Raw genomic sequence first — 13,867 nt, 5'->3', positions numbered from 1 at the left:
TTTCTGCAGATACTTCGCCGCGCTGCTACACGAGCGCCGGCAGACCCTCGACCAGCGCCACCGCGCACATCACACCGATCAGCGCGCCCAGCACACGCAGCCCGTTGTGTCGCAATTCGGTCTTGCAGGGCAGCGCGCCGACGAATAGCGCGCCCGCCAATGCCATCGGAATGACCAGGATGAAATCGGCGATCGTAAAGTAGGTCATCTTCGTCTCCTCCCATGCGGGATGGTTGCTGTGTCGTTCCAGCAGAGGCCGCGGCTTCGAAATCATGCAGCGCCATTGCACGAATCGAGTATAGGAGACCGATGGAGCGGCGCGACGGCGCAGGCTGGCGCGTCGGCGCTTATTCGTAAGCTGCTGAACCCAGGCGCGGCGCGGCCTGCGGCGATTGGCGCGCCGCAACAAAACGCGGCGCAAAATAGCAAACGTTCGCTTACGCAAGCCTTTCGTTTTGCCGCCGATCCATGCGGGTTGGCTGATTGCGGCCGGCTCGCGGTGCCTGCACCGCGCAACGCGACCGATGCGCCGGGCTATTCGCGCCCGCGCAGGCGGCTCGCCGCGATCAAGCCGATCACGAGCAGCGCACCGACTAGCCCGACGACACCGTTCCAGCCATGACCGGCCCACACATGGCCGCCATACGAACCGACCAGGCTCGAGCCGATGTAGTACGCGAGCAGATACAGCGCAGCGGCCTGGCCTTTCGCGTCTTTCGCCAGACGCCCGACCCAACCGCTCGCGACCGAATGCCCGGCAAAGAACCCGAACGTCACGCAGGCGATACCGGTCGCGATCGCCGCGAGCGGATGCAGCATCGTCAGCGCGAGGCCGAGCACCATCAGCAGCAGGCTCCCGGTCAGCACGCGCGCGCGGCCGAACGTGTCGGCCATGCGCCCGGACCATGGCGACGCGACCACGCCAACCAGATAGACGATGAAAATCGCGCCGATCTCCGTCTGATTCAACCGATACGGCGGCGCGAGCAGCCGGTAGCCGATGTAGTTGTACAGCGTGACGAAGCTGCCCATCAGCACGAAGCCGAGCAGGAACAGCAGCGGCAGACCCGGTCGCGTGAACTGGCGCAACAGCAGCGTGCGGTGATGCGCGAAGCCGAGCCCGCGGCGCGGCACGAAATGGCGCGACGGTGGCAGCAGCGCGCGGAACGCGAGCATCGACAGCAGGCCGAGCACGCCGATCGTGCCGATCGCGATGCGCCACGAAAACAGATCCGCGACCACGCCGGTGATGACCCGCCCGGCCATGCCGCCGATCGCCGTGCCGCCGACGTACAGGCCCATCGCGAGGCCGAGGCCGTCGGGATGCACTTCCTCGGCGAGATAAGCCATCGCGACCGCCGGCACGCCGCCGAGCGCGAGCCCTTCGAGCGTCCGCAGCACGAGCAGCTGCTGCCAGTGCGGCGCGACCGATACGCCAATCGTCAGCACCGACGACACCGTCAGCGACAGCGTCATCAGCTTGTGCCGGCTCCAGCCCTCGGAGACGAAACCGGCGACGAAGATCGCGAGCGCGAGCGCAGCAGTGGATAGTGACAACGACAGACTGCTTTGCGCTGGCGTCACGTTGAACGCTGCGGAGAACGACGGCAGCAGCGGCTGCACGCAGTAGAGCAACGAGAACGTCGCGTAGCCGGCGAACAGCAGCGCGAGGCTGGCACGCCAGTACGCGCGCGAGCCGCGTTCGAGATAAGGGATGTCCGACACGGTGGTGGTGCTTGCGCAAGCAGCTGAAGCTGCGCCGCGGGAGGGAACGGCAGATGCAGTCCGCTGGGATTGCGGCGGCAGGGTCACAACAAAACTCCTTGGGTCACACGGAAACGCGCAAAAGTGTTAAGGATACGCTGAAAAAGCGTTTCAAGCCGGCGTCGCGGGCAACGCGGCGCGCCAATGGTGCGCCCGCAGCGCTCCATCCGCAGCACGTCGCCCACCTATCTCCCGGCGCTAGCCATGCGCCCCGGCTTCACTGCCCGGCGCCGGCGCCCGCGTCGCCCCCGAAGTCGCCGTCGACGGATGCACGAGCGCGTCGTCGCCCGGCAGTATCGACGTATCCCAGCCGCCGCCGAGCGCCTTCACCAGCGCGACGCTCGCGGCCATCCGGCGGCGCGCGATCGCGACCGCGTTGCGCTCGTTGGTCAGCGCGGTCGTCTGCGCGACGACCACGTCGAGATAGGTGATCGCGCCGTTCCGGTAGCGGTCAGACACGACCGCGAGCGCGCGCCGCGCGGCTGCGACCGCGTCGTCCTGCACGGCGGCTTCCTGTTCGAGCACGCGCAGCGCGGCGAGATTGTCCTCGACCTGGCCGAACGCGCTCAGCACCGTCTGCCGATATTGCGCGACGCTTTCGTCGTAATGCGCGCGCGCCTGCTCCTTGACCGCCGCGCGGCCGCCGAAGTCGAGCAGCGTTCCCGCGAGCGTCGGCCCGAGCGACCACAGCCGGCTCGGCGCGAGCAGCCACTGGCTGTAATTGGTCGCTTCGAGCCCGCCCGTCACGGCCAGCACGAGGTTGGGGAAAAACGCCGCGGTGGCCACGCCGATCTGCGCGTTCATTGCGGCGACGTGCCGCTCCGCCGCCGCGATATCGGGACGCCGTTCGAGCAATCCGGACGGCACGCCGGTCGCCGCGACCACCGGCATCGCGACGAGCGGCGCGACCGGCAAAGTGAAAGTCGAAGGCGGCTGGCCGATCAGGATCGCGATCGCATGTTCGAGCTGCGCGCGCTGCACGCCGAGGTCGAGCGCTTGCGCCTGGGTCGTCTTTAGCTGTGCTTGTGCCTGCGCGACATCGGCATCGGTCGCGATGCCGCCGGCGTACCGATGCTGCGTCAGTTCGAGCGCCTGCTGGTAGGCCTTGATCGTGTCGTCGAGCAGTTGACGCTCCTGATCGAGTCCGCGCAGCTCGAAATAATCGGTGGCGAGCTCGGCCTGCATCGACAGCAGCGCGGCGTCGACGTCGGCGGCGCTCGCCTGCGCGCCGGCCTTGGCGCCTTCGGCGCTGCGCGACACGCGGCCCCACAGATCCGGCTCCCACGACGCGTCGGCCTGCACCAGATAGTCGTTCAGCGTGAGACCGGCGGTCGATTTATGCAGCACGTTCTCCGAGGTCCGCGTGCGCGAATACTGGACGCCCGCGGTGACCGCCGGGAAGAATTGCGAGCGATATTGCGCGACGGTTGCGCGCGCCGCGCGAAAGCGCGCTTCGGCGGCCTGCACGTCCTGGTTCGCGCTCGCGACCTGCGGTTCGAGCGCATCGAGCGATGCGTCGCCGTAGATGCGCCACCACGCGCCGCGCGTGAGCGTGTCGGCCGGTTGCGCTGGCTTCCAGCCGGTGCCCTCGAGTTCGCGCCAGGTCGCGGGCGTGACGGCGGCGGGCTTCACGTAGTCGGGGCCGACGGTGCAGGCGCCGAGCGCGCCGGCGAGGCTCAGCGCAACTGCCGAGGCGCGAACGGAAACGCTCGCCGACCCAGCCGCGAACCCAGCCAATGACGCAACCACGCGCCGCCAAACCGACCTCTTCATGATCACGTCCTCGCGGCCGGCCGCGCGCCGCCTTGCGCCGCCGGCGAGCTGGCCGCCGCGCCGGTCGCACCCGCCGCCCCAGCCGCGCCCTCCGAAGCCGCACCGCTTTCCGCCTTGCGCGGCACGATCCGCACCGGCGCGCCATCGACGATCGAATCCTGCGGATTCAGAATCACCTGCTCATTGCCCTGCAAACCCGACACGATCGCGACGCGCGTGCCGAAGTCCGTGCCGAGCGATACCGGCAGCAGCTTCACCTTGTGCTGCGGATCGACGGTCGCGACCTTGACGCCGTCGGGGCGGAACAGCAATGCGTTGCCCGGCAGCGTGAACGGCGCCGTGCCCGCGCCGAGCGCGAAATGCACCTGCGCGTACGCGCCCGGCAACAGCTCGCCGCTGCGATTGTCGACGTCGACTTCGACGAGCATCGTGCGCTGCTGCGGATCGACCGCGCCGGCGGTGCGCGCGACCGTGCCCGGGTAGTGCCGCGACGGCGTCTCGGTCAGCGTCAGAAACGCGCTCTGCTGCGCGCGAACCTGCTGCGCGTATGCCTGCGGCACGTTCACGTAGACGCGCAGCCGGTCCGCCTGGGCGACATGAAACAGCTCCTTCGCGGGACCGCCCGAGCTGCCCGCGTCGATCAGCGCGCCGACGTCGACGTTGCGCGCGGTCACGGTGCCGTCGAACGGCGCGTAGACCTTCTGGAACGACTGCGTCTTCTCGAGTCGCGCGACGTTGAAACGCGCGGCGTCGAGCGTGGCTTTTTTCGCCAGCATGTCGCCGACCTTTTCGTCGGTCTCCTGCTTCGACACCGACTTGCTGCTGAGCATATCTGTCCAGCGATCGGCGGTGCTCTTCGCGAGCGCGTAGTTCGCTTCGGCGTTCGCGAGGTCGGCGCGGGCGGCGCGCAACTGGTCGTCGACTTCGGGGGTGTCGATTTCCGCGAGAAGCTGGCCGCTCTTCACGCGGGCGCCGATGTCGGCGTACCACTTCTTCAGATAGCCGTTGGTGCGCGCATAGATCGGCGTGTCGAGAAAGGCCTGCACATTGCCGGGCAACACGAGATCGAGTCCGGCCGACGACTTCTGCGGCTGCACGACTTCGACGCTCATCTGGCTCGCGTGCTCGGCATCGCGTTCGAGCGCCGCATGCGCATCGTGGCGCGACCAGATGCCTTGCGCGGCGAGCGCGAGCACGGCGACGGCGGCGGCGATCACGATCAGGCGCGCGCGGCGCGCTTTCGCCGGGTCATGCGCGGTGTGGCCACCGGAACCAGAGCCTGAACCTGAGTCGCCGGGACGTTGTGCTTCCATCAAACTTCCCCTTCGAAATTGCATGGGCAGTCGATGCTGCCTCTGATGCCGTGGCATCGCACGGTGCGCGTGCCGGCTTGTGCGGTCATCGCGTGCTGGAGGTTCATGGTTTCTGCACCACATGTTCCGCGGCGCGCTGATGCCGTGCCGCAAGCCGTCGATAGATCATCGAGAACACGACCGGTACGAAGATCAACGTGGCCAGCGTGCCGAGCGCGAGCCCGCCGATCACCGCGCGTCCGAGCGGCGCGTTCTGCTCGCCGCCTTCGCCGAGCCCGATCGCCATCGGCACCATGCCGATCACCATTGCGAGCGCGGTCATCAGCACCGGGCGCAAACGTGTGAAGCCCGCTTCGATCGCCGCGCGCGTCGCATCGCCGTGCAGCAGCAACTGTTCGCGCGCGAAGCTGATCACCAGAATCGAGTTCGCGGTCGCGATGCCGATACACATGATCGCGCCGGTGAGGGCAGGGATCGACAGCGTGGTGTGCGTGAGGAACAGCATCCACGCGATGCCCGCGAGCGCACCCGGCAGCGCCGTGATGATGATGAACGGATCGAGCCACGACTGGAAATTGACGACGATCAGCAGATACACGAGCAGCACCGCGAACAGCAGACCGGCGAGCAGGCCCGAGAATGACGCGTTCATCGTTTGCACCTGGCCGCGCAGTTCGATCGTCGAGCTCTTCGGCAGCTCGGTTTTCGATGCGTCGATGATCTTGCGGATGTCGTCGGACACACCGCCGAGATCGCGGCCGTCGGCGGTGCCGTAGATGTCGATCGTGGTCTGCGCGTTGTAGTGCGTCAGCACCGCGTTGCCGGCTTCGCGGCGCATCGTCGCGAGCGAGCCGAGAATGTTGCTGCGGCCGTTGGCGCTGAGCGGAATGTTCGCGAGCGATTGCAGCGAATCGATCGTGTATTGCGGCGCTTCCGTGATCACGTTGTAGCTGACGCCATTGCGCGGATTGAGCCAGAACGTCGGCGTGGTCTGTTGGCTGCCCGACAGCGTGATCAACAGATTGCTCGCGATATCGCGCTGCGAAAAACCCGCTTGCTGCGCGCGCGTGCGATCGACGTCGATGAAGATCCGCGGCAGATCGGCGGGCTGCTGGATGCGCGCATCGGCGAGACCCGGCACCGTGCGCAGACGGTTCAGCAGGTTCGCGGCGAACGCACGATTGGCTGCAACCTCACGGCCGACGATCTGGATATCGATCGGCGACGGCATGCCGAAATTGAGCGTCTGACTGACGATATCGGCAGGCAGAAACGCGAACTGCACGCCGGGGAATTCGTCGCTGAGCGTGCGCCGCAATTTGCGCACATAGCCGGCACTCGAATGATGATCGGGGCTCAGCGTGATCAGGATGTCCGAGTCGGATGTGCCGATCGTGCCCGTGTTGCTGTACGAAAGGTTGATGCCCGACACCGGCAGACCGATGTTGTCTATGATCGAATGCAGTTCGCCGGCCGGAATCAGCTGACGGATGCGCGCATCGACACGATCGGTCAGCACCGCGGTTTCCTCGACGCGCATGCCGGTTTTCGCGCGCATATGCAGCGCGATCGTGCCGGCATCGACGGCGGGGAAAAAGTCGCGGCCGATAAACGGCAGCAACAGCAGCGACGCGCAACAGCACGCGAGAAACAGCGTGACGAACAGTCCCGGTCGCGCGACTCGCGCTTCGAGAAATACGCGGTAGCGCTCGCGCAAACGCGAGAAGCCGCGCTCGAACGCGTAGTGCATGCGCATGAACGGATTGCGCGTTTGCACCGGTGTGTGATGTAAATCCGCGGGCTTGTGGTGATAGCGCAGCAGATACTTCGCGAGCGTCGGCACGAGCGTACGCGAGAAGAAGTACGACGCGAGCATCGCGAAAACCACTGCTTCGGCAAGCGGAATGAACAGATAGTGCGCGACACCGGTGAGCAGAAACATCGGCACGAACACGATACAGATCGCCAGCGTCGACACCAGCGTCGGAATCGCGATCTGATGCGCGCCGTCGAGAATCGCCTGTTCTAGCGTCTTGCCCTGTTCGAGCTGATGGCTGATGTTTTCGATCGCGACGGTCGCATCGTCGACGAGAATCCCGACCGCGAGCGCGAGCCCGCCGAGCGTCATGATGTTGATCGTCTGACCGAGCGCGGACAACGCGATGATCGATGTGATCATCGACAACGGAATCGATACCGCGATGATCAGCGTCGCGCGCCAGTTGCCGAGGAACAGCAGAATCATCAGGCCCGTCAGGCACGCGGCGATCAGCGCTTCACGCAATACGCCCTGCACGGATGCACGCACGAACAGCGATTGGTCGGCGACGGGATCGATATTCAGCGACGGCGGCACCAGATTGCGCAGCGTCGGCATCATCGTCTTGATGCGGTCGACGATATCGAGCGTGGACGTGTTGCCGCTTTTGTTGATCGTCAGCAGTGCGGCGCGCTGGCCGTTCACGCGCACGATGTTGGTCTGTGGCTGGTAGCCGTCGCGCACGTGCGCGACGTCGCGGATATAGATGGTGCCGTTTGCCGTGGTGCGGATCGGAATGTTGTTCAGGCCCGCGAGGGAATCGGGGCTGCCGTTCATTTCCACCGAGTACTCGGTCGAGCCGATTTTCGCGGTACCCGAGGGCAGGATCAGATTTTGCGCGGAGACTGCGTTGACCACGTCGATCGGCGACAGATTGCGCTCCTGCAGCTTGCGCGAATCGATGTCGACCATGATCTGCCGCTGCTTGCCGCCATACGGCAGCGGCGCGGATGCGCCCGGCACGGTGGCGAGTTGCGTCTTCAGGAAGTTATTGCCGAAGTCGTAGAGTTCCTGCTCGGTCAGCGACGCGGACGACAACGCGAGCCGCAAGATCGGCACCGTCGACGCGTTGTAGCGCAGGATGAACGGCGGCGTGATGCCGGGCGGCAGCGAGCGCACTTGTGATTGCGACAGCGCGGTGACCTCGGCGAGCGCTTCGTCGATATTCGCGCCCGGCTGGAAAAAGATCTTGATGACGGTGATGCCGTTCAGCGATGTCGATTCCGTGTGTTCGATATCGTTGACCGCCACCGACAAGCCGCGCTCGTAGTTCAGCGCAATGCGCCGCTCCATTTCGTCGGCGGGCAGGCCGTTATACGACCAGATGACCGAGAGCACCGGAATGTCGATGTTTGGAAAGATGTCGGTGGGCGTGCGCAGAATGGTCAACGGTCCGACGATCAGCAACAGCAGCGCCAGCACGACGAACGTATAGGGGCGCCGTAGCGCGAGACGAACGATCCACATGACTAGCGCAGACGGATGAAATGAGCGGCGACCGCGCCGCGCGGATCGGAAACGCAGGCGCGCACCTCGGCGCGAAGGCAGGTGCGAAGCTGCGCGGCGCCCGCATCTGGCAGATCGTTCTGGCCGTGCACGTTTTTGATGTCTCCCCCCGCAGGGTTTATGATGGTCTGCATTACGACGTCTGACGCCGAGATCATCGGCCGTGCGCAGCGTAATGGGAATAGGGCGAAACGACTGGTGAAAGCCTTCTATTCGCCTTCCCAAAGCCCCGCAAAGCGGGAACAATGACTCGAAGCTCTCACGCGCCATGCGCGCGACGGATTAAGTGCGCACGCAACGTCAAATGCGAAGCGGCGTTTTTATCATCACCTCGACCGGCGTGAAATCATAAAGCCGGCTAAGGGAAGCGGGGAATTATCATGGAAGTCGGTTCCATTGTGCGATCGGTACACATCGCCGTGCCGCAAGGCGCGCGCGGAATCGTCATGCGCATTCTTGGCGACATGGCGATGGTGGCGTGGTACGCCGGCGAGCCCGGCGCCTCGCAGCAACTCAATACCGAACCCTTTTTCCTGGAAGATCTGATCGATACCGGCGACCTGATACGTCCGGCCGGCGTTCAGACGCATTGAACGAGAGGCTTACCGGTTGCTCACTGCCGTTGTGTGACCCGCACGTGCGGGCTGTAGTGATGCTGTAAGGTGAGATCGGCTCGCCAGCATCGCCGTGGGCCGATGCGCGCGTCGATTCACGGCGCGTCCCAAATCAGCCCGTATTTCTAGCGATGCCACGCACGCATTGTGAGTCGTCGCCCTCGTCTTTACCCGCGGCGCGGCGCACAATGCGGGGCATGAACGACACCATTCCCGACAATTCCTATCCCGAGGCCGGCGCCGATGGCGCCGTGCCATTCGCGCGGCTCACGCCGGAAACCGTGCTCGACGCGATCGACGGCGTGCTCGCAACGACTGGCGTGCGTACCGACGGCCGTCTGCTGCCGCTCAACAGCTACGAAAATCGCGTGTATCAGGTCGGCGTCGAAGACGGTCCGCCCGTAGTCGCGAAGTTCTATCGTCCCGAGCGCTGGAGCGACGCGGGGATTCTCGAAGAGCACGCGTTCGTCGCCGAACTCGCCGCGCGCGAGATCCCAGCCGTGCCCGCGCGCGTGCTCGATGGCCGCACGCTGCACAGCTTCGACGGCTTCCGCTTCTCGGTCTTCGAGCGACGCGGCGGTCGCGCGCCGGATCTCGACCGGCGCGACACGCTGGAATGGCTGGGGCGTTTCATCGGACGCATTCATGCGATCGGGCAGACCCAGGACTACGTAGAACGTCCCACGCTAAACATCGACGCGTTCGGCTACGAGCCGCGCGACTTCCTGCTCGCGCACCGTTTCGTGCCCGACGATCTGCGCACCGCGTGGGAAACCGTCGTGAATCTCGCGCTCGAAGGCGTCGCGCGTGCGTTCGAGCGTGCTGGCGAGATTCGAAGGCTGCGTCTGCACGGCGACTGTCATCCGAGCAACGTGCTGTGGACCGACGCGGGCCCGCATTTCGTCGATTTCGACGACAGCCGCATGGGGCCCGCGATTCAGGATCTGTGGCTGCTGCTGCCGGGCGAGCGTGCGGAGGCGTCGCGCGCGCTGGCCGATCTGCTCGCCGGTTACGAGGATTTCTGCGAATTCGAGCCGCGTGAGTTGTATCTGATCGAAGCGCTGCGCACGTTGCGGCTGATTCACTATCAGGCATGGCTCGCGCGCCGCTGGAACGATCCGGCGTTTCCGGCCGCGTTTCCGTGGTTCAACACACAGCGCTACTGGGAAGATCGGATCCTCGAGATGCGCGAGCAGATCGGCGCGATGCAGGAAGGGCCGTTGTGGCCGGTTTGACGTGTTGACGGTCAAGGCGCCTGCGACGCCACATTCGACGACTCCACCAACGTCGATCTGACGATCACCTCCGCGCGCACGTCCCGCCCAATCGCTTCGATCGCGGGACGCATGCGCGTGAAATCATCGGGCGTGCAGACGTCGCTGTCGAAATGGGTGGCGCCGTCACGCGTCATCGTGACCACGTTGCTGCGCGGGTCGAACGCGTACTGCGACGAGAAATCGACGAAGCGGTCCTGTGTGCGTTGCGCCTCCGGCATGTCGAGCACGCGAAAATTGGCCGGCAGTTCGATGCGCGCGCGTTCGTGGATCGCGAGGTTGTGGCACACGAACGGCTGCGTGCGCGTGCGTTCGCCGAGCCAGTAGCGCGTGTCGGCTTCGACGCCGCCGCCGAGGCTCGTCAAGGCCGGAATCGAGGCCGTCATGCCGGTCACCACGAGACTCTCGAGCGTGCCTTTCATCGTCAGCGTGAGAGGGCCGTCGGCCGCGCTGAAGTCGCTCGTCGTCAGCGTCGCGGTGCCGCGCAGATTCGCGTCGCGTAACTCGGCCTGAATCGATTCCTCGCGTTGCGCGGGCGTTTGCGTGCGCAGCCGCGCGCGGGCCTGCTCGGCGTACGGCCCGGCATCCTGCAGCCGATACGTGAAGCTCGCCGAGCCATCCGGTTCGATCTTGATCGCGAGATCGGTGCTGCGCGACATCTGCGCGGTGGCCGGCGTTTGCGCGAGCACGCCGTCGCCGATCAGCACGGTAGGACGGTCCATGTCGGACGAAGGCAGAAAACCGAATTCGACGTTCGACGCGGTCGAATCCGCGTACATCTGCAAATCGGGCAGCCACGTGATCGCATGATTGATGACGCCGTAGCCCGGGACGCTCGGCAGCGTGTAGATCGTGCCGCTGCTGATCAACGCCGGCTCGTTGCGCACGCCGAGCGCGTCGAGCAGCGCGCCGTAGAGCGGAATTGCGCGATGTCGACGGGCTACACGCTGCAAGCGGCGCCACCCGACGCCGCAATCTCCCGCGCGGCCTTTGCGCCTTCGACCTTCAAAAGCGTCGGCAGCGACACGCCATTTTTCGCCGCCGTCACCTCCGCCAGAATCGACACCGCTATCTCGGGCGGCGTCCTGCTGCCGATATAAATGCCGACAGGTCCATGCAAGCGGGCCAGTTCGGCTTCGTTCAGATCGAACTCCTTCAGGCGCTCGCGTCGCGCGTGATTGTTCCTGCGCGAGCCGAGCGCGCCGACATAAAACGCCGGCGTCTTCAATGCTTCCATCAGCGCGAGATCGTCGAGCTTCGGATCGTGCGTGAGCGCGATCACCGCGCAGCGCTCGTCGAGCTTCATGTCGATCACGGTATCGTCCGGCATCGTGCGCACGATCTTTGTGCCCGGCACGTCCCATTCCTCGGTGTATTCCTCGCGCGGATCGCAGACCGTCACCTGATAATCGAGCCCCACCGCGATATGGCACAGGTAGCGAGACAACTGCCCGGCGCCGATCACTAGCATCCGGTAGCGCGGGCCGTGGATCGTCAACAGACGCTCACCGTCGAAATGCACGCCGTCGGTCGCCTGCGCGTCGTCGAGCCGAACCGCGCCCGTCGTCATGTCGAGTTCGCGCGCGACGAGCCGGCCATTTTCGACCGCGTGACACAGCTCGGCGATGCCGCTTTGCCGCGTCAACGGTTCGAGCACGAGCTGGATCGTGCCGCCGCACGGCAGGCCGAAGCGATGCGCTTCCTCGGCCGTGATGCCGTACTTCACCGCCTCCGGATGTGTCTGCTCGATGCCCCGTTGCCGCACGCGATCGATCAGATCGTCTTCGATGCAGCCGCCCGACACCGAGCCCACCACGAGACCGTCGTCGCGCACCGCGAGCATCGCGCCCTCCGGACGCGGCGACGAGCCCCACGTCTTCACGACCGTCACGAGGAGCGCGCGATGTCCGTCCGCCAGCCAGCGGGCGCTGGTTTTCAGAACTTCGAGATCCACGCTGTCCATGATTTCTTCCCTTTCTTTGCTTCGCCGCCGGACTCGCCGTCCGCGGCTTCGTTCGATTCCGTTTGCTCAGAGGCGGATGCGGCTTCGGCTTCGGTGTCCACCGGGGCGTCCCCTTCCGCTGTTTCATCAGCGCTATTGTCTCCCGAGAGCTGGGCGCCGAAGCGCTTGAAAAACTCCCCCGCAATCTTGCGCGCCGCACCGTCGACGAGCCGCGAGCCGATCTGCGCGAGCTTGCCGCCGACCTGCGCATTGGCGGTGTAGGAGAGCTTCGTCGCCGCATCGCCGTCGGCTTCGAGCGAGACGTGCGCGTTGCCCTTGGCAAAACCCGCGGCGCCGCCCTGGCCTTCGAACACAATGGTGTAGGTGTTCGGCGCGTCGATATCGGTCAGTTGCATGCGCCCCTTGAAGCGCGCCTTGACCGGGCCGACCGCCGCGCTCAGCGTGACCAGGTACGCGTTTTCGCCGTCCGGGTCGATGCTTTCGCAGCCGGGGATGCAAGCGCGCAGAATCTCGGTGTCGTTCAATGCGTCCCAGGTTTGCTGCTGCGCGACCGGCAGCGTATGAGTTTCGCTCAATTCCATGACGTTGCTCCTGCGAATGTCGTCGCGGCGACGGCGTGGCGAGGCGCGCGCGTCAGTTGCGCGAGATCGTGGCCGAACGCTGCGAGACTGTCTAGATTATGAACCGGACGATGCGCGTCGACATACGGCAGGATCGCCTGCACGCCGCGCGCCTTCGGAGTAAAGCCGCTGAACCGCAGCAGCGGATTGAGCCACACGATGCGATGCGCGAAGCGTGCGAGCCGCGCCATTTCGGTATCGAGCACGTCGAGCGCTTCGTGATCGAGACCATCGGTGACGAGCAGCACCGTCGCACGACCTGTGAGCACACGGCGCGCCCAGCGGCGGTTGAACTCGGCGAGCGCCGCGCCGATGCGCGTGCCGCCCGACCAGTCGATCACCTGATCGCTGAGCGTCGCGATCGCGACGTCCGGATCGCGTTCGCGCAATGCGCGCGTCGCGTTCGTGAGCCGCGTGCCGAACAGAAACACCTGCAGACGTTCGCGCGACTGCAACAACGCGTGGCAAAAGTAGAGCACCGCGCGCGAGTAGTTGCTCATCGAGCCCGAAATGTCCAGCAGCAGCACGAGCGGCGGCTTGCGCTCGACGCTCGCGCGATACTTCCACACGGTCCAGTCGCCGCCCGCGCGTACCGCGTGCCGCGCGCTCGCGCGCAGGTCCGCATGCGTGCCGTGCGACGCCGCCTTCAGGCGGCGTGTCGGCTCCGTTGCGAGCGGCAGCCGCTGGCCCGCGAATCAGATGCCGCAGCGTGCGCCATTCGTCGGCGTTCAGCGTGTCGAAATCGCGATGACGCAGCCGCTCTTCCGCGCTGAACGTCAACTGCGCATGCAACTCGTGCTGCTCGGTTTCCTGCGGCGCATTCAGATGCGGCGACGGTGGCATGCGCACCGCGAGCGCATCGGCGAGACGGTTGTTGCGCTTAGGCGGTGGCAGCCCGTCGCGCACTTTCGGCAGCAGCAGCGCGCGCAGCTTGCCTTCCCAATCGGGGTCGCGCCAGAACAGATCGAACGCGGCATTGAAGAGTTCGCGTTCGTCGGGCGCGGTGACGAGCAGCGCGGCAAGCGCGGCGTGCACGTCGTCGCGGCGGCCGAGGTCGATCCACTGCAACGCGGCGAGTGCGTCGACTGCTTGTGCGGGCGACATCGGCAAGCCGGCGCCGCGCAGCACGCGCACGAAATGAACGACGTTGCGCGCGAGCGTGGGCGCAGTGTGCTGGTTCGTGTCGTCGAGCCTGCCTGAGCCGGTTCCGTTCGTCATGCC

The 13,867-nt window shown here is 65.8% G+C and carries 11 protein-coding genes and 1 pseudogene; 3 read left to right on the top strand and 9 right to left on the bottom strand.

The genetic code is table 11. The features are described 5' to 3' along the window. Window positions 1–25: 25 nt before the first annotated feature. The 5 genes from OKW28_RS39990 to OKW28_RS39970 form a co-directional block, all read right to left on the bottom strand. A complete protein-coding gene (locus OKW28_RS39990) occupies window positions 26–208 on the bottom strand; it encodes a hypothetical protein (RefSeq protein WP_184002864.1) in 183 nt (60 codons plus the stop codon). A 326-nt stretch (window positions 209–534) separates the two neighbouring features. Beyond that, entirely contained in the window at window positions 535–1,725 is a 1,191-nt protein-coding gene (locus OKW28_RS39985; RefSeq protein WP_429453616.1) for an MFS transporter, read from the bottom strand. Between the two features lie 237 nt (window positions 1,726–1,962). Beyond that, a complete protein-coding gene (locus OKW28_RS39980) occupies window positions 1,963–3,537 on the bottom strand; it encodes an efflux transporter outer membrane subunit (protein ID WP_429453615.1) in 1,575 nt (524 codons plus the stop codon). A gap of 2 nt (window positions 3,538–3,539) precedes the next feature. Beyond that, window positions 3,540–4,850, bottom strand: a complete 1,311-nt coding sequence (locus tag OKW28_RS39975; RefSeq protein WP_429453613.1) for an efflux RND transporter periplasmic adaptor subunit — start codon at window positions 4,848–4,850, stop codon at window positions 3,540–3,542. Between the two features lie 103 nt (window positions 4,851–4,953). Continuing rightward, window positions 4,954–8,136 (bottom strand): efflux RND transporter permease subunit, encoded by a 3,183-nt coding sequence (locus tag OKW28_RS39970; protein ID WP_429453611.1) that lies wholly within the window; start codon window positions 8,134–8,136, stop codon window positions 4,954–4,956. A gap of 20 nt (window positions 8,137–8,156) precedes the next feature. On the opposite strand from OKW28_RS39970, the gene OKW28_RS39965 reads away from it, so the two are divergent. The 3 genes from OKW28_RS39965 to OKW28_RS39955 all read left to right on the top strand — a co-directional run bounded on the left by OKW28_RS39965 (window position 8,157) and on the right by OKW28_RS39955 (window position 10,024). After that, window positions 8,157–8,321 (top strand): hypothetical protein, encoded by a 165-nt coding sequence (locus OKW28_RS39965; RefSeq protein WP_429453609.1) that lies wholly within the window; start codon window positions 8,157–8,159, stop codon window positions 8,319–8,321. Between the two features lie 234 nt (window positions 8,322–8,555). Beyond that, window positions 8,556–8,768: a hypothetical protein gene (locus tag OKW28_RS39960; protein ID WP_187628392.1), complete on the top strand. Its 213-nt coding sequence runs from the start codon at window positions 8,556–8,558 to the stop codon at window positions 8,766–8,768. Window positions 8,769–8,977: 209 nt separating this feature from the next. Beyond that, on the top strand, window positions 8,978–10,024 hold the full coding sequence (locus OKW28_RS39955; protein ID WP_429453607.1) for a serine/threonine protein kinase: 1,047 nt from the start codon (window positions 8,978–8,980) through the stop codon (window positions 10,022–10,024). Window positions 10,025–10,035: 11 nt separating this feature from the next. Here the strand turns inward: OKW28_RS39955 and OKW28_RS39950 are convergent, their stop codons facing one another. The 4 genes and pseudogenes from OKW28_RS39950 to OKW28_RS39935 all read right to left on the bottom strand — a co-directional run bounded on the left by OKW28_RS39950 (window position 10,036) and on the right by OKW28_RS39935 (window position 13,864). Then, window positions 10,036–11,016: a hypothetical protein gene (locus OKW28_RS39950; RefSeq protein WP_429453605.1), complete on the bottom strand. Its 981-nt coding sequence runs from the start codon at window positions 11,014–11,016 to the stop codon at window positions 10,036–10,038. Then, window positions 11,004–12,026 carry an XdhC family protein gene (locus OKW28_RS39945; protein WP_429453603.1) on the bottom strand — a complete coding sequence of 341 codons (1,023 nt, stop codon included), beginning with the start codon at window positions 12,024–12,026 and terminating at the stop codon, window positions 11,004–11,006. The genes OKW28_RS39950 and OKW28_RS39945 overlap by 13 nt, the downstream gene beginning before the upstream one ends. Then, the gene (locus OKW28_RS39940; protein WP_429453601.1) at window positions 11,999–12,607 is read right to left on the bottom strand and encodes a CoxG family protein; all 609 of its coding nucleotides are present in this window, start codon (window positions 12,605–12,607) and stop codon (window positions 11,999–12,001) included. Before OKW28_RS39940 ends, OKW28_RS39945 begins: the two co-directional genes overlap by 28 nt. Beyond that, window positions 12,598–13,864: pseudogene (locus OKW28_RS39935) on the bottom strand (vWA domain-containing protein). Before OKW28_RS39935 ends, OKW28_RS39940 begins: the two are co-directional and overlap by 10 nt. Between the last annotated feature and the right edge of the window lie 3 nt (window positions 13,865–13,867).

The organism is Paraburkholderia sp. 40 (genome assembly GCF_050434105.1).
GTDB lineage: Bacteria > Pseudomonadota > Gammaproteobacteria > Burkholderiales > Burkholderiaceae > Paraburkholderia > Paraburkholderia tuberum.
The sequence above is the reverse complement of the archived record's forward strand: the minus strand, read 5'-3'. Positions and strand labels throughout refer to the sequence as shown.